Source organism: Rhizobium viscosum (genome assembly GCF_014873945.1).
Classification (GTDB): Bacteria; Pseudomonadota; Alphaproteobacteria; order Rhizobiales; family Rhizobiaceae; genus Rhizobium; species Rhizobium viscosum.
On sequence record NZ_JADBEC010000001.1, the window covers coordinates 605663 to 629662 of the forward strand.

The 24000-nt window shown below is 60.4% G+C and carries 26 protein-coding genes and 1 pseudogene; 17 read left to right on the plus strand and 10 right to left on the minus strand.

What is annotated here, in order from left to right; translation table 11 throughout:
- The first annotated feature begins 24 nt into the window (after positions 1–24).
- A complete protein-coding gene (gene rarD / locus H4W29_RS03085; RefSeq protein WP_192727616.1) occupies positions 25–939 on the plus strand; it encodes an EamA family transporter RarD in 915 nt (304 codons plus the stop codon).
- Between the two features lie 52 nt (positions 940–991).
- On the opposite strand, the gene H4W29_RS03090 is transcribed toward rarD, so the two are convergent.
- A complete protein-coding gene (locus tag H4W29_RS03090; RefSeq protein ID WP_192727617.1) occupies positions 992–1615 on the minus strand; it encodes an LOG family protein in 624 nt (207 codons plus the stop codon).
- 156 nt (positions 1616–1771) lie between these two features.
- Between H4W29_RS03090 and H4W29_RS03095 the strand changes: the two genes are divergently transcribed.
- The 5 genes and pseudogenes from H4W29_RS03095 (at position 1772) to H4W29_RS34635 (ending at position 7829) form a co-directional block, all read left to right on the plus strand.
- The gene (locus H4W29_RS03095) at positions 1772–3790 is read left to right on the plus strand and encodes a LysM peptidoglycan-binding domain-containing protein (RefSeq protein WP_192727618.1); all 2019 of its coding nucleotides are present in this window, start codon (positions 1772–1774) and stop codon (positions 3788–3790) included.
- A gap of 162 nt (positions 3791–3952) precedes the next feature.
- Entirely contained in the window at positions 3953–5830 is a 1878-nt protein-coding gene (locus H4W29_RS03100; RefSeq protein ID WP_192727619.1) for an ABCB family ABC transporter ATP-binding protein/permease, read from the plus strand.
- 132 nt (positions 5831–5962) lie between these two features.
- Positions 5963–6664 (plus strand): annotated as a pseudogene (locus H4W29_RS03105) (phosphatidylserine decarboxylase); the annotation flags it as partial.
- A gap of 18 nt (positions 6665–6682) precedes the next feature.
- On the plus strand, positions 6683–7528 hold the full coding sequence (pssA, locus tag H4W29_RS03110; protein ID WP_192727621.1) for a CDP-diacylglycerol--serine O-phosphatidyltransferase: 846 nt from the start codon (positions 6683–6685) through the stop codon (positions 7526–7528).
- Positions 7529–7694: 166 nt separating this feature from the next.
- Positions 7695–7829 (plus strand): hypothetical protein, encoded by a 135-nt coding sequence (locus H4W29_RS34635; protein ID WP_018115574.1) that lies wholly within the window; start codon positions 7695–7697, stop codon positions 7827–7829.
- Between the two features lie 186 nt (positions 7830–8015).
- Here the strand turns inward: H4W29_RS34635 and H4W29_RS03115 are convergent, their stop codons facing one another.
- Together H4W29_RS03115 and H4W29_RS03120 are read right to left on the minus strand one after the other, a co-directional pair.
- Entirely contained in the window at positions 8016–8780 is a 765-nt protein-coding gene (locus H4W29_RS03115) for an SOS response-associated peptidase (RefSeq protein ID WP_192727622.1), read from the minus strand.
- A gap of 94 nt (positions 8781–8874) precedes the next feature.
- Positions 8875–9195 (minus strand): YnfA family protein, encoded by a 321-nt coding sequence (locus tag H4W29_RS03120; RefSeq protein ID WP_192727623.1) that lies wholly within the window; start codon positions 9193–9195, stop codon positions 8875–8877.
- A 106-nt stretch (positions 9196–9301) separates the two neighbouring features.
- Between H4W29_RS03120 and H4W29_RS03125 the strand changes: the two genes are divergently transcribed.
- From H4W29_RS03125 to H4W29_RS03160, 8 genes are all read left to right on the plus strand, one after another.
- Entirely contained in the window at positions 9302–9718 is a 417-nt protein-coding gene (locus H4W29_RS03125; protein WP_007820182.1) for an NUDIX hydrolase, read from the plus strand.
- A gap of 75 nt (positions 9719–9793) precedes the next feature.
- Positions 9794–10252 (plus strand): TIGR02301 family protein, encoded by a 459-nt coding sequence (locus H4W29_RS03130; protein ID WP_192727624.1) that lies wholly within the window; start codon positions 9794–9796, stop codon positions 10250–10252.
- A 103-nt stretch (positions 10253–10355) separates the two neighbouring features.
- Positions 10356–10613, plus strand: coding sequence for a hypothetical protein (locus H4W29_RS03135; RefSeq protein ID WP_113184571.1), 258 nt, complete (start codon positions 10356–10358; stop codon positions 10611–10613).
- 19 nt (positions 10614–10632) lie between these two features.
- Positions 10633–11385 (plus strand): hypothetical protein, encoded by a 753-nt coding sequence (locus tag H4W29_RS03140; protein ID WP_192727625.1) that lies wholly within the window; start codon positions 10633–10635, stop codon positions 11383–11385.
- Positions 11386–11547: 162 nt separating this feature from the next.
- Positions 11548–12387: a CAF17-like 4Fe-4S cluster assembly/insertion protein YgfZ gene (gene ygfZ, locus H4W29_RS03145; protein WP_192727626.1), complete on the plus strand. Its 840-nt coding sequence runs from the start codon at positions 11548–11550 to the stop codon at positions 12385–12387.
- The gene (locus H4W29_RS03150) at positions 12384–12992 is read left to right on the plus strand and encodes a YfbR-like 5'-deoxynucleotidase (protein ID WP_192727627.1); all 609 of its coding nucleotides are present in this window, start codon (positions 12384–12386) and stop codon (positions 12990–12992) included. The genes ygfZ and H4W29_RS03150 overlap by 4 nt, the downstream gene beginning before the upstream one ends.
- Positions 12989–13519 (plus strand): tyrosine phosphatase family protein, encoded by a 531-nt coding sequence (locus H4W29_RS03155; protein ID WP_192727628.1) that lies wholly within the window; start codon positions 12989–12991, stop codon positions 13517–13519. Before H4W29_RS03150 ends, H4W29_RS03155 begins: the two co-directional genes overlap by 4 nt.
- Positions 13520–13573: 54 nt before the next feature.
- Positions 13574–14488, plus strand: coding sequence for a mechanosensitive ion channel family protein (locus H4W29_RS03160; RefSeq protein ID WP_192727629.1), 915 nt, complete (start codon positions 13574–13576; stop codon positions 14486–14488).
- A gap of 1 nt (position 14489) precedes the next feature.
- On the opposite strand, the gene H4W29_RS03165 is transcribed toward H4W29_RS03160, so the two are convergent.
- On the minus strand, positions 14490–15005 hold the full coding sequence (locus tag H4W29_RS03165) for a superoxide dismutase family protein (RefSeq protein WP_192727630.1): 516 nt from the start codon (positions 15003–15005) through the stop codon (positions 14490–14492).
- A 122-nt stretch (positions 15006–15127) separates the two neighbouring features.
- A complete protein-coding gene (locus tag H4W29_RS03170) occupies positions 15128–15469 on the minus strand; it encodes a hypothetical protein (RefSeq protein WP_192727631.1) in 342 nt (113 codons plus the stop codon).
- A gap of 468 nt (positions 15470–15937) precedes the next feature.
- Here H4W29_RS03170 and H4W29_RS03175 point away from each other — a divergent pair, with 468 nt between their 5' ends.
- From H4W29_RS03175 to H4W29_RS03185, 3 genes are all read left to right on the plus strand, one after another.
- Positions 15938–17842 carry a putative bifunctional diguanylate cyclase/phosphodiesterase gene (locus H4W29_RS03175; RefSeq protein WP_192727632.1) on the plus strand — a complete coding sequence of 635 codons (1905 nt, stop codon included), beginning with the start codon at positions 15938–15940 and terminating at the stop codon, positions 17840–17842.
- 73 nt (positions 17843–17915) lie between these two features.
- Positions 17916–18560 carry an HD domain-containing protein gene (locus tag H4W29_RS03180; protein WP_192730657.1) on the plus strand — a complete coding sequence of 215 codons (645 nt, stop codon included), beginning with the start codon at positions 17916–17918 and terminating at the stop codon, positions 18558–18560.
- A gap of 9 nt (positions 18561–18569) precedes the next feature.
- A complete protein-coding gene (locus H4W29_RS03185; protein WP_192727633.1) occupies positions 18570–19427 on the plus strand; it encodes an MOSC domain-containing protein in 858 nt (285 codons plus the stop codon).
- A gap of 4 nt (positions 19428–19431) precedes the next feature.
- Here H4W29_RS03185 and H4W29_RS03190 read toward each other — a convergent pair whose 3' ends face one another.
- From H4W29_RS03190 to era, 5 genes are all read right to left on the minus strand, one after another.
- Entirely contained in the window at positions 19432–20427 is a 996-nt protein-coding gene (locus H4W29_RS03190) for an aldo/keto reductase (protein ID WP_192727634.1), read from the minus strand.
- A gap of 99 nt (positions 20428–20526) precedes the next feature.
- On the minus strand, positions 20527–21297 hold the full coding sequence (recO, locus tag H4W29_RS03195) for a DNA repair protein RecO (RefSeq protein ID WP_192727635.1): 771 nt from the start codon (positions 21295–21297) through the stop codon (positions 20527–20529).
- 54 nt (positions 21298–21351) lie between these two features.
- A complete protein-coding gene (locus H4W29_RS03200) occupies positions 21352–21843 on the minus strand; it encodes a response regulator (RefSeq protein ID WP_246517103.1) in 492 nt (163 codons plus the stop codon).
- Between the two features lie 221 nt (positions 21844–22064).
- The gene (locus H4W29_RS03205) at positions 22065–22817 is read right to left on the minus strand and encodes a Crp/Fnr family transcriptional regulator (RefSeq protein ID WP_192727637.1); all 753 of its coding nucleotides are present in this window, start codon (positions 22815–22817) and stop codon (positions 22065–22067) included.
- 241 nt (positions 22818–23058) lie between these two features.
- Positions 23059–23997, minus strand: a complete 939-nt coding sequence (gene era, locus H4W29_RS03210) for a GTPase Era (protein ID WP_192727638.1) — start codon at positions 23995–23997, stop codon at positions 23059–23061.
- Positions 23998–24000 lie beyond the last annotated feature (3 nt).

A 24000-nucleotide genomic window follows, 5' to 3' on the forward strand; every position in this document is an offset into this window, starting at 1 on the left:
ACAGAACAAATACGGAAACACCCAATGTCTGCCGATGCAAGCGCCCCCCTCATCAAGAACGAAGACAGTCCACGCGGCTTTGCCTTCGCGCTGACGGCCTATCTTCTGTGGGGCTTTCTGCCGATCTACATGAAGGCTCTGGCGCATATTTCACCTGCCGAAGTCATCGCCCATCGAATTTTATGGTCGCTGCCGCTCGCCGGCATCGTGCTTTTGGTGCTGGGACGCACGCAGGATATCGCCATTGCGCTGCGTTCACCGCGCATGCTCGCCATGGCAATGATGACCGCGGCGCTGATCACCGTGAACTGGGGCACCTATGTCTGGGCGATCGGCGCCGGCCATTCACTCGATGCGGCCATGGGCTATTTCATCAATCCGCTCTTCAGCATCTTCCTCGGCGCCGTGCTGCTGAAGGAAAAGCTGCAGCCGATGCAGATCGCGGCGATCTGCCTTGCCGGCCTTGCGGTCGTCGTGCTCGCCTTCGACAGCGGCGGCATCCCTTGGGTGGCGCTGACGCTGGCCATCAGCTGGGGCTTCTATGCGCTGTTTCGCAAGACGCTGCCGCTCGGGCCGAACCAGGGCTTCTTCCTGGAAGTACTGATCCTCAGCCTGCCGGCCCTCATCTACATCCTCTACCTGGAATTCGTCAGCGGCGAAGGCCACCTCTACCGGACGGGCCTTTCCGATACAGCCCTGTTGCTCGGCTGCGGGCTCATCACCGCGGTACCGTTGATGATCTATGCTAACGGCGCCAAGCTGCTGAAACTCTCGACCATCGGCATCATGCAATATATCGCCCCGACAATGATCTTCATCATTGCGATTTTCGGCTTCGGGGAGGAGCTCGACACGGCGCGTATGATCGCCTTCCCGCTGATCTGGGCGGGCCTCTTCTTCTATAGCTGGTCGATGCTGCGGACGAGCCGCGGGCGCTAAGCCCGCACCCGTTTCACGCAATTCCGCCGCGCAGCTGGAATTGCGTGAGAACTTACATCTTTGAGATCACGTCGTCCTCGCCGTCACGGTCGGCGGCAAGCTCTGCCGCCTGCGCCATGATGGCAGGGATGATGCCCGAGATCTCGTCGATGACCAGCGGCTGCACGCGATGGGCGGTGTGCAGGAAGCCCTCGCCCGTCATATGGTGCAGAAGCTCCATCATCGGATCCCAGAAGCCGTTGATGTTGGCGAAGACCATCGGCTTTTCGTGACGGCCGAGCTGCGCCCAGGTCATGATCTCGACGATCTCTTCCAGCGTGCCGATACCGCCCGGCAAGGCCACGAAGGCATCCGAGCGCTCGAACATCGTGTGTTTGCGCGCATGCATGTCAGGGGTTACAATAAGCTCGTTGAGCTGGCCGAGCGAATGGCGAGTCGCCTCCATGTCGATCAGGAACTCGGGAATGATGCCCGTCACCTGACCGCCGTTGGATAGGGTCCCGCTGGCCACAGCGCCCATGATGCCCTTTGTGCCGCCGCCGTAGATCAGGCGCAGGCCATATTCCGCGATCTCTTTTCCGAGCGCGCGGCCGGCAGCCATATGGGAAGGATCGCGTCCCGGCCGAGAGCCGCAGTATACGCAAATGGATCGAATCGGTACAGATTGTTCGGTCATAAGGGAAAAACAACTATTCCATTTCAATGCAGTCAAGAAAATTGACTGAAAAGCGGCGTCCAGAGCTTGCCTATTTGCTTTGAATGCTTGTGCAAAGCAACGGGAATCGCTAGCAATTTCTGAATACTACGGCAATTTGCCGCCTTTGGAGACGCAATGATGAAAAACCGTGCCGGCTTGCTGGCCCTCGCAGTGCTCGTAATCGCAATCATACTGATGGTGTTTTTCGTCATGCCACGGCTCGGCTCTGATGTGGCGAAGGTTGGTGACGCCATCAACCAGGCGGGCACCGAGGTCAACAACACGGTTAACGAAGCGTCTAAGACTTCCCGCTCCGCTGCCGCGGATGCTGCAGCGGCCGCCCAGAAGATCGGCAGTCTCACTGCCGATGCCGTCCGATCACTCTCCGGCCTGAAGGCGTTGTTTACCGATGGCAAGGTTCCCGCTGCCGATGCGCTTGCAGGCGCCAAGACTGCCGCCGTGAATACGCTGACCGCCATCGCCGATTTCGCTGTCCCTGATGGTCTCGACACGACCACCGCAAGCCTCGTCTCCAGGGCCAAGGATGGTGCGGGCAAAGCGCGCGATATCATCCAGAATCTCCCTGAAAACGCTGCAGATGCATTGGCCGCGCTCGCACGGGCCGAAGCCGCTCTGACCGGTGCGCCCGAGCCAGCCGGCCAGCCGGCCGCAGCCAATACCGCTGCCAACGCCGGCCCGAAGATTCCGGCTTTCGACGTGCTGCGTGTCGAGCCAGACGGTTCGACCGTCATTGCCGGTTCGGCCGAGCCGCATGGCAAGCTGGAAGTGCTTGACGGCGACAAGGTGGTCGTGACGACCGATGTCGACGGTACCGGTGATTTTGCCGCCGTTCTCGACAACCCGCTTCCGGCCGGCGACCACCAGCTCGTGCTGAAAGTAACCGGCAAGGACGGAAAGACCACGCTGTCTGAAGAAGTTGCGACCGTTTCCGTGCCGAAGGATGGCAGCGGCAGCGAGTTGCTCGCCATGGTTTCCAAGCCGGGCACGGCAAGCCGCATCATCACCGCACCGAAGGCTGAGGTCGCAAACGCCCAGCCGCCGGCCGCCGACAACGCGCAGCCTGCCTCTAATGGCGCTCCGAGCAACGAGGTTGCAATGCAGACGCCGAATATGCCCGTGGCATCTGGTGATGCGGGCAATACGGCACCTGCTCTTCCCGGCACTCAGCAGGGCACCGAGGCTGTTGCCGATGTGGTGATCACTGCCGTGGAGATCGAAGGCAACAAGATCTTCGTGGCGGGCACCGCGCGCGCCAATGCCAAGGTTATCGGTTACGCCGATGATGCGCTGATCGGCCAGGATACGGCGGAGCCGGATGGTCACTTCGTTATCAGCGGCGCGATGAACCTCCCGGTCGGTGATCACAAGATCCGTGTCGATGTCGTCGATGGCACGGGCAAAGTCCTCATTCGCGCGACCGTCAATTTCAACCGTCCGGAAGGCGATCAGGTAACGGTTGCCGCGCAGTCCGGCAGCAATGCCAATGCCAATCAGGCGACGGTGCCGCTCGACGAGGGCAAGCTCGGCAAGCTCAAGGGCGATGCGACGAAAGCCTTCGGCCTGCTGAAGGGCCTGTTCGCCGACGGCAAGGTGCCGGGTGCCGAGCAGCTTGCGGCAGCCCGCTCGGCCACCGAGTTCGCGCTGCGCTCTCTGGTCGACTTCCGTCCAGGCATCGATGCGACAGACGCCTTCAAGCAGGCATCGGCTTCCGCCTCACAGGTTGCGGCGAATGCGCTGACAGTGCTGCAGAGCCTGCCGAAGGATGCCAAGTCGGTCGGCGCAGCACTCGACAAGCTCGGCGCGATCATCGCCGAACTGACGGTTCCCGGTGCCAATGTCGCGCCGATCCCCTCAAACCAGGTATCGGACGCCAGCCAGCCAAAGACGATCGAGCAGGCGCCGCTGACGGCAAACAACAACGCGGTCATCATCCGCCGCGGCGATACGCTCTGGCAAATCTCCCGGCGTACCTATGGCCTCGGTGTGCGCTATACGACGATCTACATCGCCAACGAGGACAAGATCCTCAATCCGGACCGCATCCGTCCGGGCCAGGTCTTCGGCCTGCCGAAGGATGCGCTTCCGAATGCCGAGGAGCTGCACCGCAAGCGGCTCTCGGGCGGGCATCTCTAAATCAAAAAACGGCGGCCCATCGGCCGCCGTTTTCGTTAGGACCGACGCGCAACACCTCGCCTATAAAATCCCTGCCAATGTTGTAATCCGCCAGCCGGTGGCATATCTCGCGGGAGCGGCGACAAGCCGCGGCGATAGCGGCCCGCCGGGCTGGAGAAAAGCATGGCAAACGGCAAGACAGTTTCAGACTCCAATCTGTTGGGAACGCTCTACAATCTCTGGCCCTATATGTGGCCGAAGGACCGGCCGGATCTCAGGATGCGGGTCGTCTGGGCCTCGGTTTACCTGCTGATCTCGAAATTCGTGCTGCTGCTGGTGCCCTATTTCTTCAAGTGGTCCACCGATGCGCTGAACGGCAGGATGGACCTGCAGGGCACGCTGCCGCCGCTGCTGATCGGCGCCACAGCCCTCGTTATCGCCTATAACCTGACGCGTCTCATCCAGCTCGGTCTCAACCAGCTCAGGGACTCACTCTTTGCCAGCGTCGGTCAATATGCGGTGCGCCAGCTTGCCTACCGCACCTTCGTGCACATGCACGAGCTTTCCCTGCGCTTTCACCTCGAGCGCAAGACGGGCGGACTTTCGCGCATCATCGAGCGCGGGACCAAGGGTATCGAAACAATCGTGCGTTTCACGATCCTGAACTCGATCCCGACAGTCATCGAATTCCTGCTGACGGCGGCGATCTTCTGGTGGGGCTATGGCTTCTCCTATCTCGCTGTTACCGCCTTCACCGTCTGGGCCTATATCTGGTTCACCATCCGCGCCTCCGACTGGCGTATCTCCATCCGCCGGGCGATGAACGACAGCGATACGGATGCCAATACCAAGGCGATCGACTCCCTCCTCAACTTCGAAACCGTCAAATATTTCGGCAATGAAGAGATGGAGGCCAAGCGCTTCGACAAGTCGATGGAGCGTTATGAGAAGGCTGCGACCGATGTGTGGACCTCGCTCGGTTGGCTGAACTTCGGCCAGGGCGTGATCTTCGGCATCGGCACGACGATCATGCTCGTCCTCTCGGCCTGGTCGGTTCAGCGTGGCGAGCACACGATCGGCGATTTCGTCTTCGTCAATTCCATGCTGCTGCAGCTTTCAGTGCCGCTGAACTTTATCGGCTTCGTCTACCGTGAAATCCGCCAGGGCTTGATCGATATCGAGCAGATGTTCGATCTTCTGGAAGTGAAGGCCGAAGTGCTGGACGCGCCTGACGCGAAGGATCTTGCCATCGGCCAGGGCGCCATCTCCTTTAAGGATGTGCATTTCGCCTATGATCCGGCCCGGCCGATCCTGAAAGGCATTTCCTTCGAGGTGCCTGCGGGCAAAACGGTTGCCGTCGTCGGCCCCTCGGGTGCCGGCAAATCGACACTCTCGCGCCTGCTCTATCGCTTCTACGATATCCAGAGCGGCTCAATCACCGTCGACGGGCAAGATATCCGCGGCATCACGCAGAAGAGCCTGCGCTCGGTGATCGGCATGGTGCCTCAAGATACGGTGCTGTTCAACGATACCGTCGCCTATAACATCCGCTACGGCCGGCCTTCGGCCAGCGAGGCCGAGGTGAAGCAGGCGGCTGAAATCGCCCAGATCGGGCATTTCATCGAAATGCTGCCGGAGGGGTTCGAAACCAAGGTCGGCGAACGCGGACTGAAGCTTTCCGGTGGCGAGAAGCAGCGCGTGGCCATCGCCCGCACCATCCTGAAAGCCCCGCCGATCCTGATCCTCGACGAGGCGACTTCGGCGCTCGACACGACGACGGAGCGGGAAATCCAGACGGCACTTGATGTCGTTTCCAAGAACCGCACGACGCTCGTCATCGCCCACCGCCTGTCTACCGTGATCAGTGCCGACGAGATCATCGTGTTGAAGAGCGGCGAGATCGCCGAGCGCGGCACGCATGCCGCCCTTCTCGAACAGAACGGCCTCTACGCGTCGATGTGGAACCGCCAGCGCGAGGCTACACAGGCCGAGGAGCATCTCAAGCAGGTTCGCGAGAGCGACGAGCTCGGCATCGTCAACCGGCTGGCGCCGGCAAGCTAGTGCTGCCGACAGGCGGAACTTCTGTTTTATTGTTTAGAACCGATACATCGAAGGCGGCCTGAGATCCGCGCCATTGCTCATCAGGTCGTTTTTCTGTAACCAGCGGATACGAAAAACGACAGGAGACCGGCATTCATGAGCTTGTTCGATACGGTTCGCAACACGATCGTACCGGTGCACAAGGAAGGATACCCCTTCGTTGCCGCCTTCTTCGTCGCGTCGCTCGTATTGGGCTGGATCTTCAAGCCGCTCTTCTGGATCGGCCTCATCCTGACGCTCTGGTGCGCGTATTTCTTCCGTGATCCGGAGCGCGTCACGCCGCAGGACGATGATCTCGTCATTTCGCCGGCCGACGGCAAGGTCTCTTCGATCCAGATGGTCACGCCGCCCGCTGAGCTGAACCTCGGCGTTGAGCCGATGCTGCGCATCTCCGTCTTCATGAACGTCTTCAACTGCCATGTGAACCGCGCGCCGATGCGTGGCCGCATCGTCAGCATCAATTACCGCCCCGGCACCTTCGTGAATGCCGAACTCGACAAGGCGAGCGAAGAGAACGAGCGCAACGGCCTCGTGATCGAGACCCGCCACGGCCAGATCGGCGTCGTGCAGATTGCCGGCCTCGTGGCACGGCGCATCCTCTGCTTCTCGCACGTCAACGAACCCGTCGATGCCGGCGAACGTTTCGGCCTCATTCGCTTCGGCTCGCGCCTCGATGTCTTCCTGCCGGCGGGTGCCGCGCCGCGCGTCTCGCTCGGTCAGACGGCGGTTGCCGGCGAGACGGTCATTGCCGAATTCGCCTCGGCAAAGGGCCCGGTCATCAGCCGCCGCAGCTAATTTTCAGGAGAGCGCGATATGGAAACACCCTTTCCGCCCTTCGAACCGAACGGCCCGAACGACGATTCGGCCCGCGGGCCGCGTCTGCGCGAGATTCCGATCCGGCTCGTCGTTCCGAACCTCATTACCATCCTTGCCATCTGCGCCGGTCTGACCGGCATCCGGCTTGCCTTCGAAGGTCGTTATGAGCTGGCCGTCGCCATGGTACTCGTCGCCGCCTTCCTCGACGGCATTGACGGCCGTGTGGCGCGGCTGATGAAGGCCACATCGAAATTCGGCGCGCAGATGGATTCGCTTGCCGACATCGTCAATTTCGGTGTCGCCCCTGCTCTCGTGGTCTATGTCTATGCGCTCGACGAGGCGCGCTCACTGGGCTGGATTGCCGCGCTCATTTACACGATCGCCGCCGGCCTCAGACTGGCGCGCTTCAATGTAATGTCGGAGCGCGAGAACCGCGCGCCCTGGCAATCGGAATATTTCGTCGGCGTGCCGGCGCCTGCCGGCGCAATGTTGGTGCTTCTGCCTGTGTATCTCGGTTTTCTCGGCCTTACCGCCGACCGGACCTTCGCCTTTCTCTCCTCGGGTTACACGGTCCTCATCGCCTTCCTGCTCATCAGCCGCCTGCCTGTCTGGTCCGGTAAATCCGAGAGCCGGATGCGGCGCGATCTCGTGCTGCCTGCCATGCTCGGTGTCGTGATCTACGTCGCGATGTTGATGAGCTTTACCTGGGAAGTGATGGTCTTCACGGTCTGCGCCTACCTCATTTCGCTGCCCTTCGGCGCGCGAAAGTGGAAGCGCAAATATGGCACGCTGACCATCGAGGAACCCGGTATCGGCGAGGACGACATCGGTCGCCACATCTGAGCAATTACTTTATTAAGTAAGTATTAACGAACGCAGGCTTCGGTTAAGCCTCGCGAATTATGGTCTGTGTTTACATTTCCTGATAGGCGATGCCTCTCTTTTGTCGCTATTAAAGACAAAAGAACGAGATAGATAAAATTCTAGAGAAACACGTAAGGAGAGTATCGTGACCTCGAAGAAGTCGGAACAGCAGCAGGCAGCCAAGCCGGATCTCGCGACCAACTACCGCCCGCTCGGCCTCAAGGCCGTGGCAGCAGCCTCGATGATGGCAAAGCCGGCACCGGTCAAGAAGCTCGCCTAAGCGGGCGCGAAGAAGCGTACGAGCAGGCTGATTGCCAGCAGGCTCATAACGATGCCGGATATTGGCATTCGGAGCCCGCCATGCGGCGGGTTTGGCAATAATGGGCGGCAAGAAATGCGCCCTTGGCCGGAACCATGCCAACAAAGATCACCGGACTTTCCATTCAGCGGATAGCCGGTTCGGGCTTCAAAAGAAGCTGAGCTGCCCATTGTCGGGCGTTTTCTTCTGCGGAGGCTTCGGCACCTTTTCGAGCGGTACCGGATCCTGAAGATCCGGCCCCATATTGGCGACCTTGTTGACCTTGTCGGAAACCGGAATCGCCTCGAAGAAATCCTCCTGAACCGGCCGCATCAGGTCAACGACCTCGCGCGGCTCCTGTGTCTTGCAGTCCAGCCAGCGGGAAAAATCCTCCGGCTGGATGACGACGGGCATACGGTCATGGATCGAAGAGATCGTACCGTTGGCCCTGGTCGTCAGGATGGCGCCGGTGTCGACCTCCGAACCATCGGCCGAGGACCATGTCTCCATGAGGCCGGCAAAGGCGATAACTCCACCGCGGCGCGGCCGGATCCAATAGGCCTGTGCCTTCTCGCCGCTTTCCTTCGAAGGACGATGCCATTCATAGAAGCCGGAAGTGGGGATCAGGATGCGGCGATGACGCATGGCGGCGCGGAAGGAGGCTTTTCCAATTGCCGTTTCCGAGCGCGCATTGATCAGCAGCGGAAATTCCTTGGGATCCTTGACCCAGCCAGGCGTGAAGCCCCAGCGCACAAGAAGCGCGCGGCGATCCGGCAGGTTGCTGCCCGGTTCCTGTCCCTCGCCCGCGATGACGACGAGGATCGGCTGCGTCGGCGCAATATTGTAACGCGCCGGAAAGCCTTCCAGCTCGGCAAGGCTGAAAGCTTCGGCGATATCCTTGACCACTTCTGTCAGGGCAAAACGTCCACACATAAGGGTTTCTTGCACCGTGCCCGGCATCGGTCAAGGCGGTTTGCCCTCAAGCAATCCGAATGGGAAGGCGCTGCACATCTTTCGCGGAAAGGCTTCAGCTGCGCGGCGCAAAGAGGATGATCGCCGTGCCGGCGAGGCAGACCAGCGCGCCGCCGATGTCCCAGCGGTCGGGAACGCGGCTTTCCGCGAGCCATAGCCATAGCAGCGCGGCGATGATGTAGATACCACCATAGGCCGCGAAAGTGCGCCCGGCCGCGTCGCTCGGCACCAGAGTCAGCAGCCAGGCGAACAAGGCAAGCGATACCATACCCGGCACCAACCACCAGACGGGCTTTGCCAGGCGCAGCCAGGCCCAGAAGGCGAAGCAGCCGGCAATTTCGAAGAGGGCGGCAAGGGCGTAGATGAGGTAGGTCAAGGGCATCTCGCGGGAATCGTGGCGCCATATTCCACGCAATGCCGACGGTTGCGCAAGGTGCTCTGACCGTGGGATAAGGCGGCATCACAGCAAAGCGTACGAAGCAATGACCTCCCAGGCCAAACCTGCCTCTTCCGCCATCCTTGAACGTGATGGCCGGTTCCTTCTCGTGCTCAGGCGAAACCCGCCTTCGGCCGATATGTATGCCTTTCCCGGTGGACGAGGCGAACCCGGCGAGACGCCCGAGGAGACGGCACTGCGCGAATTTCTCGAAGAGACCGGAATTCAGGCACGGAATCCGCGCCTGTTTTCCACCTATGACCTGAAGACGCATGCGCCCGATGGCAGCATCAACAGCCATTTCTTCCTCTCCGTCTTCCGCGTCGAGGCGGATCGCCACCTAGTGGCCGAAGCCGCTGACGATGCGGCAGCGATCGGCTGGTACAGCGTGGAGGAGATCCGGCGCATGCCGGTGCCGCAAAGCGTGCTCGAATGCGCCGAGCGGCTGGCGGCCGGTGAATGAGGCCTTCACGAGAATAGAAGTGGAAACTGCCGCATCTGCCTTGTTCCTGTCACGCTCCCTGTATCAACTGGGAGCATGATTCCCGTTCGACGCGTTGTCTTGTCATCCCTTCTCTTTGGCGGCCTCGTCTGGGCCGGTCCCACAATGGCGCAAGGCGGGGCACAAGGTGGGGCGCAGGGCGGCAAGAACGCGGCTCCGCCGCCAGAAGAGGTCGTGCCGCAGGTTGCGATCGTACCCTATGACGACAAGCTGGCGCGGCTGGCCGAGGTCCTGGGTTCGGTGCATTATCTGCGCACGCTCTGCAAGGCGCCGGGTGCGGACGAGTGGCGGGCCGACATGCAGCAACTGCTTGATTCTGAAACGAATGGAGAGCCGCAGCGCAAGGAAAAACTGACCGCAGCCTTCAATCGCGGATACCGAGCATTCGCCTCTGTTTACACGGATTGCACGCAAGCGGCCATCGTGGCAGAGGAGCGCTACCGTAACGAAGGTGCAACACTCGCCACAGAAATTACCTCGCGCTTTGGAAATTAACGTTTAATTAACCTGTTTTCGCATGCGCACGTGTCGTTTTGGGAAAAGGCTGTTAGTGTTGTTAACGTAGCGGTAAGACATGAGAAGTTCTGAGGAAAAGATAATGGAACCAAGCCTCAACGACATCGACGACATGATCGTCCACGAAAAGATGCAGGCGGCTCTGGAATACCAGAACGAGGCTTGGGCCGACGGCATGGCCGACGGCATCGAGCCTGAAATCATTGCCGATGCTGCAATTGCACATGCACTGCGCGAGACGATCAGATTGCATGGAGAAAGCAGCGCCGAGGCCTTGCTGGACTCGCTGCGTGACCGCATGCTGGCAGGTGAGTTTTCCACCAACAGGACCCTGCAATAAGGGCAATACAGAGAGTTTCATGCGTACCGGTAAAGATATTTCCTCGCGAATTCCGCTCGCGCCGGTCCTGCTCGCCGTCGGCATTGCCGCCGGCAGCATGCTGTCCGCCTCTTCCGCCTACGCACTTTCCGAACTTCAGAAGATCCCGGGCCAACCCGATGCGCCTGCTACGGCGCAGCAGAGCCCACAGCAGCCGACTGCACCACAGACCGGTTCGCCCGGCATTCCCCAGCCCGATCCGCTCGTCAACAAAGACAGCGGCCAGAGCGTCGACAAGACGCCGGGCGCGTCCGACGATTCCAAGCCCGTCGAAGTGATCTACGACATCAGCAAGGCACCGGAACCGGTGCGCAAGATGCGCGAACAGATCGTCGAGGCGGCGGCATCAGGCGATCTGGAACGCCTGCGTCCGCTGATGGGGACCGGTGCCGACCAGACACAGGTGACGGTCGGCGAACCCACGGATGACCCGATCGGCACGTTGAAAGATCTCTCCGGCGACCCTGATGGCGACGAGATCCTCGCGATCATGCTCGACGTCATCTCGACCGGCTTCGTGCATGTTGGCCAGGGCACGCCGGAGGAAATGTATGTCTGGCCCTATTTTGCCGAAAAAGACCTGAAATCGCTGACGCCGCCGGAACGCGTGGAACTGCTGCGCATCGTCACGGCAGGCGATCTCTCCGACATGCAGGAATTCGGCGGCTATAACTTCTATCGCGTCGGCATCGCGCCTGACGGCAAATGGAAGTTCTTCACGGCCGGCGACTGATGCTGAAGCGCCGTACACCTATTTGGACGCACTAACTCCTTGAATCTACGTATCGGGCCTTCCGAAAATCGATTCCGATTTTCGGGCCGATGCTGTAGAGCGCTTGCACCATCCGCTTCAAAGACTTACCTCTGAGCGATCACCAACGCGACAGGTTTCGCCATGCCAGCCGTATTCCTGAAAGACCGCTCGCTCATTGCCGTCGGCGGCGTGGAAGCAGAATCCTTCCTGCAGAATCTGATCACCACCGACATCGTCTCGCTCGGTGCGGACGAGGCGCGGCCGGGCGCATTGCTAACGCCGCAGGGCAAGATCCTGTTCGACTTCGTCATCTGGCGCGACGGTGACAGCTTCATCATCGAAACAGATGCGATCCAGCGAGAAGCCCTGCTGAAACGGCTGATCATGTATCGCCTGCGCGCACCGGTGACGCTGACGCCAGTTGCCGAGGATGGCGTTACCGTTTCCTGGGGCGAGGATGCCAAAGATGGCGTCAAGGACAGTCGCTTTGCCAAGGCCAATGTCATTGTTCTGCGTCGTTCCGGTCATCATGGCAGCGATGACGCGGCGCTCTACGACGCGCTGCGAATCGAGAATGGGATCGTCACGTCAGGACCTGACTATGCGCTTCAGGACGCCTTCCCGCATGACGTGCTGATGGATTTCAACGGCGGCCTCTCCTTCAAGAAGGGCTGCTATGTCGGTCAGGAAGTGGTGTCCCGCATGCAGCATCGCGGTACGGCGCGGCGCCGTGTCGTGACCGTTTCGGCACGCGCCGCACTGCCTGCCAGCGGCACGGAAATCACCGCCAACGGCAAGCCGGTCGGAACACTCGGCTCCGTCGAGGGGACGAGCGGACTGGCGATCGTGCGCATCGACCGCGCCGGCGAAGCCATGGCATCCGGCACGCCGCTGCTTGCCGGCGATGTCTCCGTGACGCTCAGCCTGCCTGCCTGGTCCGGGCTCAGCTTTCCGACCTCCTCAGACGAGGTCAGCGCGTGACGACTGCGAAGGCTCCGCGTGCCTGGCAACGCATGCTGTCCGGCCGGCGGCTCGATCTGCTCGACCCCTCGCCGCTCGACGTCGAATTAAGCGATATCGCCCACGGACTTGCACGCGTCGCCCGCTGGAACGGTCAGACGGCGGGTGACCACGCCTTTTCCGTGGCGCAGCACTGCCTTGTCGTCGAATTCATCTTCCGGCATTTCAATGAGGCCACCCCCGCCGATTGCCTGATGGCGCTGCTGCATGATGCACCGGAATATGTGATCGGCGACATGATCTCCCCCTTCAAGGCGGTCGTCGGCGGCGGATACAAGACCGTCGAGAAGCGGCTGGAAGCGGCCGTTCATCTGCGTTTCGGCCTGCCGCCACACCCCTCCCGCGAGCTCAAGGACAAGATCAAGAAGGCCGATACGATCGCCGCCTATTTTGAGGCGACTGTTCTTGCCGGCTTCACGCCCGCGGAGGCGCAGAAATTCTTCGGTCAGCCGCGCGGCATCACCCGGGACATGCTCTCGATCGATCCCGTCCCGGCGCTCGAAGCCCAGCGGCTCTTCTGCGAGCGTTTCGCGGAGATCGAAGCAGAGCGGAGCGGAGCATCGTGACCGTGATCTTGGTTTCTCCCCTGGCGCGCATCGCCGAAATGGCCGTGCGGCACAAGGCTCGCGAGATGATCAGCCTGATGGCGAAGGAGCAGGCCTTTCACCGGCCAGGCGTCATACAGGCTGACCGGCATCTGCTGCTCAACATGAACGATATTGCCTTCAAGGGCACGGGTGATCTCGTCGCGCCTGACGAAAAGCACGTGCGGGCGATCATCGATTTTGCTGCCGACTGGCAGCAGGGAGCACCGTTGCTTGTTCATTGCTGGATGGGTGTATCGCGCTCGCCAGCCGCGGCGCTGATAGCGGCTCTCTCGCTCGCGCCGGAGCAGGAGGATATGGCGCTTGCCCGGCGGCTGCGAACTGTCTCACCCCATGCGACGCCGAATGCTCGAATCGTCGAAATCGGCGATGCGCTGCTTGATCGGCGCGGCCGGCTCGTCGATGCCGTGAAGGCCATTGGCCGTGGTGCCGATGCCGACGGCAACGCACCCTTCGTATTGCCCGTCAGGGACAATTCGAACGGTTGACGCACATCACCCCTGCTCCATCTAGCCCTCGACGCGGCATTCGAGGAGCACCTGATGGAACAGCAGGCCACCGACCTTATCATCGCAACCCGCTCAGCACTCGATCAGGCGAGCGCGCTTGCCGTACAATATTCCTTCTCCATCCTCGGGGCGATCATCCTGCTCATCGTCGGCTGGGTGGCGGCGAGCCTCATCAGCCGCTGGGCCTATGAGGGCATCTCGCGCGTGCGCGGCATCGACGAGACGCTCGCCCGTTTCTTCACCAACGTCGTGCGTTACGCGTTGCTGGTGCTGGTCTTTGTCACCGTTCTCGCGCAGTTCGGCGTGCAGACGGCATCGATTATCGCCACTCTCGGCGCCGCCGGCCTTGCCGTCGGTCTGGCGCTGCAGGGCACGTTGCAGAATATCGCGGCCGGCATCATGCTGCTCGTGCTGCGCCCGTTGCGCGTCGGGGAATATATTGAGACGAGCAGTGTCTCGGGAACGGTTCTTGAGATCGGCCTGTTTGCCACCGAGCTTAGAACCGGAGACGGCCTCTACCGGTTGGCGCCCAATTCAACGCTCTGGAACACGCCGATCACCAACTACAGCCGCCAGCCGACGCGGCAGAACGAAGTGAAGATCAACATTACGCATCAGGAGGATCTCGATCTCGCCATGGAGACGCTGATGAAGCTTGCAACCGCCGACAAGCGCGTCCTCAAGACGCCGGCGCCGAGTGTCTTCATCGATAGTTTCAGCGACAGTGCGGTCAGCGTGACGTTGCGCTACTGGGCATCGACCAGCGACTGGTGGGGCCTGAGTCGCGACATGATCAAGCGCGTCAAGCTTGCCTTTGACAAGAGGGGCGAGGTTGGCGCCGCCCCGGCGGAGGTTTCGAGAGCTCCCGAACCGGCACCAGAGGAGGCGCAGGTCAGGGTTTCGGCCCGCAAGAGGACACCGAAGGCGTCCCCGCAGACGCAGCCATAAGCTATTTGATCACCCCGCAGGCAATCCTGTCGCCGGCGCCGCCCGAAGGCTGGGTTCGATAATCATCGGAATCGGCATGCACCATCAGCGCGCGGCCACGCACACCATCCTCCTTGCCGTCGAGCGAGATCATCGTGTCGAAGACCTGCACGCGCAGGATGCCGTCCTGACCGACATACTGGTTCGGCATATCGCCGGCATGCGGTCCCTTCGCCGCCAGGAAGCCATGCTCCGCCTTGGTCGGATTGAAATGACCGCCTGCCGATTCATGATGGGTCGCCGCATCGCAGCGGCCGGTTTCGTGGATGTGGAAGGCAACCCATTTATTGACGGGCAAGCCGGAGATTTCCGCCTCGATGAAGACACCACCATTGGCCGCAGCGGTCAGCGTAGCACGGCCGGCCTCCTTGCCGTCAGGACCGATAAAATTTGCCGTCGCCGTCTGCTTGTCCTGAGCAAAGCCTTGGGACCCCGCCGCAAGCAGCCCGAGGGCAGCGATGGTGCATATGATTTTCATCGGGTTTCCTTCCGTTTCGGGGCTATGTCCCAACGCCTCACAAAGGAAGGTGTTCCTGACTGCACAAAAGGCAAGGAAAAGCCGGCCATGAGGCCGGCTCAACTGCCGGCAGCGACCAAAGCTCAGGCGGCGATACCGAGATCGAATTCGCCATAGGTGTTGCGATAGATCTGCATCGCCTGGTCATCGGCACCAGCGACAACCTGCTGCAGCGCATAGGGAACGGTCGTGCCGGTTGCCGAGCCATTGTCGCCGTATTCCATCATGAGCGCGACGAGGCTGCTCGGATATTTCGGCTGCGTATTGTCAGCATCACCCTCTTGGAGAAACTCTCTGATGATGCCGGGCTTTTGATCTGCCGCGCGTTCCGTGCGGCTCAACACGCCGTCACCATTGGTATCAAGCCGTGAGAGCGTTGCCAAATATGCATAAGAGATGTCTGAAACTGATGAAAGAACAGTCATACAAACCTCCGTTCACCGCTTCTTCCGGTGAGAGTCTGTACGCAATACACGGGTGGAAAATATCAAAGACTGGATTTTTGACTAAACTGATTTGCGGCTTCGGTCAATAAGCTGTTAACTCCCGATTAACCATAGTTGACAAAGTGTAACGACCCATTTCCGCCGTGCTTTCCGGCTGCCTCGGGAAACCAGGTTTCCTCGGTATTTCAGTAGTTTGCGAGATACAAACAAATTGCCGGCTAGCGATAAAGCGCCGCCCGGTTGCAACCGATTATTAATCGGGGCGGTAGAAGATGCGCTTGCGAGTTGCTGGAAATGGCCACTTGCTGCTTACAAAAAGTGATTCTTGCATTCATTTTAGAAAGGTCTTTTTTATGCCCGGCGCGATATGGCACCTTTGCCAATCGAAGACGCCTTCGCCTTTTGCCATGCTTCCATCGCAACCGTCCCATGAGGGGACTCGTGCGCATGAAAGCTGAGACGCTTTTCTGGCAACAGTGCACGCAGGCCGTCGATGAGGACGGATCGATCGATGCAGAGCATCTGATGGAGCTCGTCATCGCGACCTATCGCAGCCATGAAAGCGAATATAATGAAATCGAGCGCAGCGCCGAGACGCTGCTTATCGAAAACCGGGAACTGCGAAAGACGATCGGTTCCACCACGCAGGCCCTTGCAGAACAGCGCCAGCTCTTCGAAATCGTCCTGAACAACCTGCCGCTCGGCCTCAGCGTGTTCGATGCGGACCAGCGGTTGACCCTCTCCAACCTGCGCTTCCGCCAGCTCTTCGGCTTTAGCGACGGAGATGTCACACCCGGCACGGCAATTGCCCACCTGATGCACAAGACGCGCGGTACCGAGCAGAGCGGTGCCAGGACACGCAGCAGGAAGGAAGGCCAGGAAGCCTCCTCGAAGGCGGGGCGCATCCGCCGGCGCGAATGGCTGATGGATGACGGCCGCATCATCCAGAGCGTCGTCACCATCCTTGCCGACGGCAGCAATATCGCCATTCATGCCGACATTACCGAAGACCGCAAGGCCGCCGAGCGCATTACCTATCTCGCCCATCACGATCCGCTGACCGGCCTGCCGAACCGCATTCGCTTCCGCGAGCAGCTCGATGCGGCCCTTGCCGAGCGCAAGGAAGACGAACAGATCGCGCTCGTGCATCTCAATCTTGACGGGTTCAAGTCGATCAACAATACGCTGGGTGTTTCAGCCGGCGACAAGATCCTCCAGCAGGTCGCAGAGCGCATCCGCGCCTCGGCCGGCTCGGAAAACATTCTTGCCCGTCTCGGCTCGGACGAATTCGCAATCCTGCAGACGCGCCGCCAGCAGCCGTGGAACATCACGGCACTTGCCGATCAGATCCGCCGAGAGCTCAGCGAACCCTTCTTCCGTGGCGACAAGCAGGTGGAGCTCAGCGTTTCCATGGGCATTTCGATCGCCCCTGACGATGCAGTCGAGACCGACAAGCTGCTGCGCAATGCGGCGGTCGCTCTTTCCCATGCCAAGGCGGACGGGCGCCGGCACGAGCGCTTCTTCACCGTCGAGATGGACGAGAAGATGCAGGCTCGCCATGCACTGGAGGCCGATCTGCGCGCTGCCGTGCAGAACGAGGAATTCGAGCTTCACTACCAGCCGCTTTACGACCTCGCGCAGCATCGCATCTGCGGCTTCGAGGCGCTGATCCGCTGGAATCATCCGGTGCGTGGGCGAGTCTCGCCGATGGAATTCATTCCGCTTGCCGAAGAGGTCGGCCTTGTCGTCGATATCGGCCGCTGGGTTTTGCGCCAGGCCTGCAACGATGCAGCGCAATGGCCCGAAGATATCAAGATCGCCGTCAATGTCTCGGCCATCCAGTTCTCGAGCAGCGACCTGCCGAAGGATGTCGGTGAGGCGCTTGCGGGAGCAGAACTTTCGCCTTCGCGTCTCGAACTGGAGATCACTGAAAGCGTGCTGATGGAAAATCGCGACGAGGCATTACCGATCCTGCATGCACTCAAGGAGCGCGGCATCCGCATTTCCATGGACGATTTCGGAACCGGCTATTCGTCGCTGAGCTATCTCTCGAGCTTCCCCTTCGACAAGATCAAGATCGACAAGTCCTTCGTGAACGACATCGTCGCGAACAAGGAAGCGCATGCGATCATGCGTGCGATCATTCTACTTGGCGATGCGCTCGGCATGCGCGTGACCGTGGAGGGCGTGGAAACCGCAGAGCAGATGGCACTGCTCGAACGTGAGGCATGCGGTGAGATCCAGGGCTATTATATCAGCCCCCCAAAACCCTTCGGTGACGTCGCCCTCATGCTTTGCATGCCACCGAAAAAGAATGACAGCGTTGCGCCATTCGCCAAACTCCGGCGCTGATCTCGGCACGTTGCGACTCACCGACCAAGCCGTTATCGCTGGGATACGAACCCTTTGAAAACCGGTGACGATGATGTTCAAGGCCGAAGCCTTCTCTCCCCACGAGTCTCTGGCTGCGGAGCTTATTCCACATGCGACCGAGGGTGACGACGGGTCTCACGACCTCGCCCATATCCTGCGTGTCTTCCGTAGTGCCATGCGCATCCACGCCGCGGAAGGCGGCAAGGCCCACGTGCTGGCCGCGGCCGTGCTGCTGCATGATTGCGTCGCCGTCGAGAAGAATTCGCCGCTGCGCGCCCAGGCATCGGCGCTCGCTGCCGAGAAGGCTTCGCGGATATTGAGAGAGCTTGGATGGGGCGATGAGGATATCGCAGATGTCGCCCATGCGGTGACCGCGCACAGCTTTTCGGCGAACGTGCCACCAGAAACGCTGGAGGCGAAAATCCTGCAGGATGCTGACCGGCTGGATGCCATCGGCATGGTGGGCGTGGCGCGCTGCTTCTATATAGCAGCGCGGCTCGGATCGGGCCTCTACGATCCTTTCGATCCTGCCGCCGAGGATCGGCCGCTCGATGACAAGCGTTATGCGATTGACCATTTCCAGACGAAGCTGTTCAAACTGGCGGATGGTTTCCAGACCCGGACCGGCCGCGAACTGGCAACCGCCCGCGACAAGAGCCTGCGCGACTTCCTCGCGGCATTTATGGACGAAATCTAGGAGCCTATGATGCGTGTCAGCGATCTCTTCATCTATCCGCTCAAGAGTGCCCGCGGCATCGCCCTGCCCTCTACCGAGATCGATGCCTATGGCCTGCCCGGCGACCGGCGCGCCATGGTGACGGACGCGGACGGACATTTTATCACGCAACGCGAGCTCCAAGCCCTTGCCCGCATCGACGTACGGCCCGAAGCCGGCGCCTTCCGGCTGCTGATGCAGGGCAAAGCAGACATCGCCGTGCCGCCACCGCATCCGGACCGGCGGCTCGATGTCACGGTCTGGAAATCGGTCGTCAGCGCTGCCGTTGCCGACGATGAGAGCAACGGCAGACTTTCGGAATGGCTCGGCCGCGAGGTGAAGCTCGTCTTCTTTGACGGTGCTGCCAGACGAACGGCCAATGCCGAATGGGCGGGCGAAGGCACGCCAGTGACATTTTCTGACGGCTACCAGATCCTGGTGACCACGACGGGATCGCTGAAGGCGCTCAATGCCGATCTCTCGACCCATGCCGAAGGCGACGTCGGGATGGAGCGCTTCCGGCCGAATATCGTCATAGACACGGACGAGGCCTGGGCGGAGGACCGCTGGGCTGCGATCGAGATCGCCGGCATTCGCTTTGACCTCGTCAAGCCCTGCGCCCGCTGCATCATGACGACGCAGGACCAATTGACGGGTTCGCGCGAGGTGGCAAACCCCATGCCTGCCATGGGCCGCATCCGCATGTCGGGTGATCGGCGTGTTCCCGGCCCGCTTTTCGGCTGGAACGTGACCCCGCGCGGCACCGGCAGGGTCACGATCGGAGATGAGGTGAAGATCATCGAAGCACGGCCGGAAGGCTGGGCCTTCAAGGTTCGCGCCCGAGCCTAAAACCTCAGACGCGGGCCAGCGCCGCGTCGATCTCCGCCATCACATCTGCCGGCAACGGACCCTTTTCCAGTGCGCCGGCATTTTCTTCGACCTGGGCCACCGTCCGAAAACCGGGAATGGGCAAGGTGCGCGGCGAGCGCGCCCAGAGCCAGGCGAGCGCGCCCTGCGTCAGCGTGCGCCCATCGGATGTGAGCAGGCTGCGTACGGCATCGAGCCTTGCTGCAAATTCCGGCGCGATACGGCCATCCTTGAAATAAACCATCCATTCGAGTGCCGCACCGCGCACGTCCTTGGCGCCTACGGCCTTGTCCGGCGTGAACTTGCCTGTCAGCAGACCCATGGCAAGCGGACCGCGATTAATGGAGATGAGACCGTTCTTCTCGACGACATCGATCATCTGGGGCACGGGCTCGAAGACGTTCATCGTATGCTGGATCGATACGAAGCCCGGCCGACCGGCATGGCGGGCGGCACGATCAGGGAAATCTGTGCTCCAGCCGAAGGCATCGATCTTGCCCTCCGCCCGCAGGGCCTGCAGCGTATCGAAGACCTCGTCGGACTGCTCCAGCGGAAAATCATTGATGTGGAATTGCAGGAGATCGAGGCGCTCCCGCTTCAGCCGGCGCAGCGAGGTCTCGACGGACTGGCGGATGAAGGCCGGATCGGCAAAGGCGCCGGTCGCCTGTTTGGTCTCCGGATTGGTGGCAAAACCGAACTTGGTGGCGATGACGATATCGGCGCGATTGCCGATTGCCTGTCCCAGAACCTCTTCCGAGTGACCGGCACCGTAATTCGAGGCCGTATCGAAAAAGCGAATGCCAAGGTCGATCGCGCGGTTGATCGCGGCGATGGATTCATTATCGTCCACCTCGCCCCAGCCGAGCGGCGTATCACCCGCAAAGAACGGACCGCCAATCGCCCAGCAGCCCATGCCGAAGCGGGGAACCTCCTGCCCATTCCAGAGCGTGATGGTGGTCGATGTATCGGGCTTGGTCAGCATGGCTTCCTCCTTGAGCGTGCAGTCGAAGGAGAGATAGGGGTGTGACTAACGGCGGTAAACCGCCAAAACTGAAAGATGTTTTGCAGGAATGAAAAGCGGTCAGGCGGAAAGTTCATTCGGCCGCAAAAGCGTCTTGGCAGCCGGGTTGAGCGCCTTGAGCGCCGCCTGAACGAAGCCCTCACGCGCTGCCGAAGCTTCCAGACCACGCGGTTCATAGACATGACGATGCAGAAAGAATCCAGTCAGACGGAATGCTGCCGTCAGGCTTTCGAAATCGGCCGCCTGGTTTTCCTGCGCACTCAGGAACGCCGGCAAAAGCAGCATCTTGTCGGCCCAGGGCTCTCCGGCGCCGCGACTCACGGCGCGGCCGGATTTCGGCGAGACATAGGCGAGATCGGCGCGGGTCCCAGTCGCGGCACATTCCGAGAGGTCAAGCCCGAAGCCGAGGTCGTTCAGCACCGCAAGCTCGAAGCGTACGAAAAGCTCACCGGCATCGGTGGGATTGTGGAGATGATCGAGGATGACTTCCAAAGCCTCGAAGAGATGCGGATGCGGATCGCGCTCCGGCAGCAGGCGCAGCAGCGCGCCCATGGCCTGCACGCCGTAAACGGCGGTCGCCGTCTCCATCAGCCGTGCGGCGCGCAGCTTTACCGGTTCGAGGCGGAATTCACCGAGATGTTCATCCAGCCGGGCACGCCAGGTGACTTCCACCTCATTGCCGGGCTGCAGCACCGGCTGCATGGTGCGCGAACGGCCGGAGCGAACGAGACCGAGATGACGGCCGCGTTCACGCGTCATCACCTCGGCGATGACGCTCGTCTCGCCGTGGCGCTTGACGCCAAGAATGATCGCCTGGTCCTGCCATTGCATCGGAAAACCGTCCTTCAGCCTGCCGATTCATTTTAGAGCAAGGCTAGGGCTCTGTCATTCGGCCGGTGTAGGGAAAAGCTTCTGGAGGAAGTCGCGCATCGCATTCTCGTCGAAAGGCTTGACGAGAAGAGGCACATCCTGAAGGTCGGTCGGGAAATCCTGCGTGTCGGAATAGCCGCTGACGAAGCCGAACGGAATATTGGCGAGCGACAGATCACGCGCGAAATCGAAGCTCATTGCCTCTCCGAGATTCACGTCGAGAAGCGCGAAATCGTAATCTGCGACCTGAATTGCGTCCCTGGCCTGATCGAGGCTATTGGCAATATCGATGGTATCAGCACCAACGAGACGCAGGATATCCTCCGCCTCCATGGCGATGATCAGACTGTCTTCCAGGACCAGAACACGGGTTCTTGCGTTCATGATCTCCATGCCCCTCGTGAAGCGCAAACATTGCAGCGCTTCGGCCTTTTTGCAAACATCATTCCGTCGGTGCCCCGCCTGGACCTTTGACGGTGGTTGCCCACCATAATTGAATAGCCACATTTTCGTCTCCGGTCGATAAAAACGAAAGTCGGAGGAAAGATGACACGACTCTATTTTCCCTGACGCCAATTTGCATTTAAAAAAGACATCAAGGCTGACCAATTCGACAAGGAGAGATTCTGCAGCGGGTTGCGATCTCTCAGATCCGCTTCCCACGCTTTACGTCGTTGTCTACGCATGTCGTTGTCGCAAAACCGCTGCACAGCTTTGCGCGACATGCTTTAGATGAAAGGGCGCTTTCCTTCGCGCAACCCTTCCCAGCCGGCCACCTGCATCAGCCCCTCCCCGTCCAGCACGTCGCAGCCGCGATCCTGCCAACGGATCAGGTTCCGTCCTGCAAGCTTTTTCAGCGTCTTGTTGGTGTGAACGATCGAAAGACCAAGTGTGTCGGCGATATGCTGCTGCGTGATCGGGATGACATTGCGGCCGTTGAAAAGGCTGAGTTTCCTTGCGCGTTCAAACAGGAAGGCGATGAGATAGGCGGCTCTTTCGAGCGCCGTACGACGGCCGATGCTCAACAGGTGTTCGTCGAGAATGCGCTCCTCCTGCGCCGCGATCCAGGTAATATCGAAGGCAAGCGAAGGGTGCTTGTTATAAAGGGACATCAGCTTGTCCCGTTCGAAGACGCAGAGCGTTACCGGCGACAGGGCCTCCACCGAATGCTGCATCTCGCCCATGATCGTGCCCTGCAGGCCGATCAGATCGCCCGGCATGATGTAGTTCAGGATCTGCCGGCGACCATCCTCCAGCATCTTGTAGCGGAAACCCCAGCCTGAGAGCACTGTAAAGAGATGGGCGCTGTGGGCACCTTCGACCAGGATGGTCGCACCGGCATCGACGGCCAGTTCGCCCCTTTTGAATTTCGACACGAATTCCAGCTCGTCGCTGCTGAATTCCCGGAAATGCGGCAATGGCCGCAACGGACACTGCTCGCAGGGCGTCTTGAAGGAATGGGTGGGTTTTGCCGTCGCCATCTTGTCCTGCTGTCGCAAAAACCGGCGCTGCAGGGTGCAGCGCCGTTCTCAGATCAATGCGCAGGCAGGCCGATTTGTTCCTTGGAACAGACAGCGATTTTTATAAAAAAACAAAGGGCTGAGCACCCCTTGTCAATTTTCTTGTCAAACTAAAGCGCGTCGCGATCTTTCAGATTCGCTTGTCGCGCTTTAGGTTCTTGTTTTCGAATGTCGTTATTGCAAAACCGCTGCACGACATGCCTCAGCGCGGAAATTCGAGGCCCATTTCACGGAAGCGCTCGGGATCATCGCCCCAGTTCTCACGCACCTTGACGAACAGGAAGAGGTGGACGGGCTGTTCAAGGATTTCGGACAGTTCGCGGCGCGACGCCGAGGAGATCGCCTTGATCGTTTCTCCGCCCTTGCCGAGCGCGATCTTCTTCTGGCTGTCGCGCTCGACATAGATGACCTGTTCGATGCGTACGGAGCCATCCTTGCGCTCTTCCCATTTTTCCGTCTCGACATGCGAGGAATAAGGAAGCTCCTGATGCAGGCGCAGGAAGAGTTTTTCGCGGGTGATCTCGGCGGCCAGCTGGCGCATGGGCAGATCGGAGATCTGGTCTTCCGGATAGTACCAAGGGCCTTCCGGCAGGGTCTTTGCCAGATAATCCATCACATCGTCGCAGCCCGAGCCATTCTCCGCCGAGATCATGAAGGTCTGGTCGAACTCAACCTTCTGGTTTGCGGTTGCGGCGATTGCCAGAAGCAGCTCGCGATTGACGCGGTCGATCTTGTTGAGAACCAGAATCTTTCTCTGGGGAACGTCCTTGAGGCCTTCGAGGATGGCTTCGGCATCACCGCGCAGACCGCGTTCGCTGTCGATCAGCAGCATGATGAGATCTGCATCCTTGGCGCCGCCCCAGGCGGATGTGACCATGGCGCGATCAAGACGGCGGCGCGGCTTGAAGATGCCGGGCGTGTCCATGAAGACGATCTGCGCATTGTTATGAATGGCAATGCCGCGCACGATGGCGCGCGTCGTCTGCACCTTATGGCTGACGATAGACACCTTGGCACCGACGAGGCGGTTGACCAGCGTCGACTTGCCGGCATTGGTCGGGCCGATCAAGGCGACGAAGCCGGAATGCGTCGGATTGCTTTCAGCAGCGCTTTCGGCCGCCATTTCGTTTTCTTCTGTCATTGA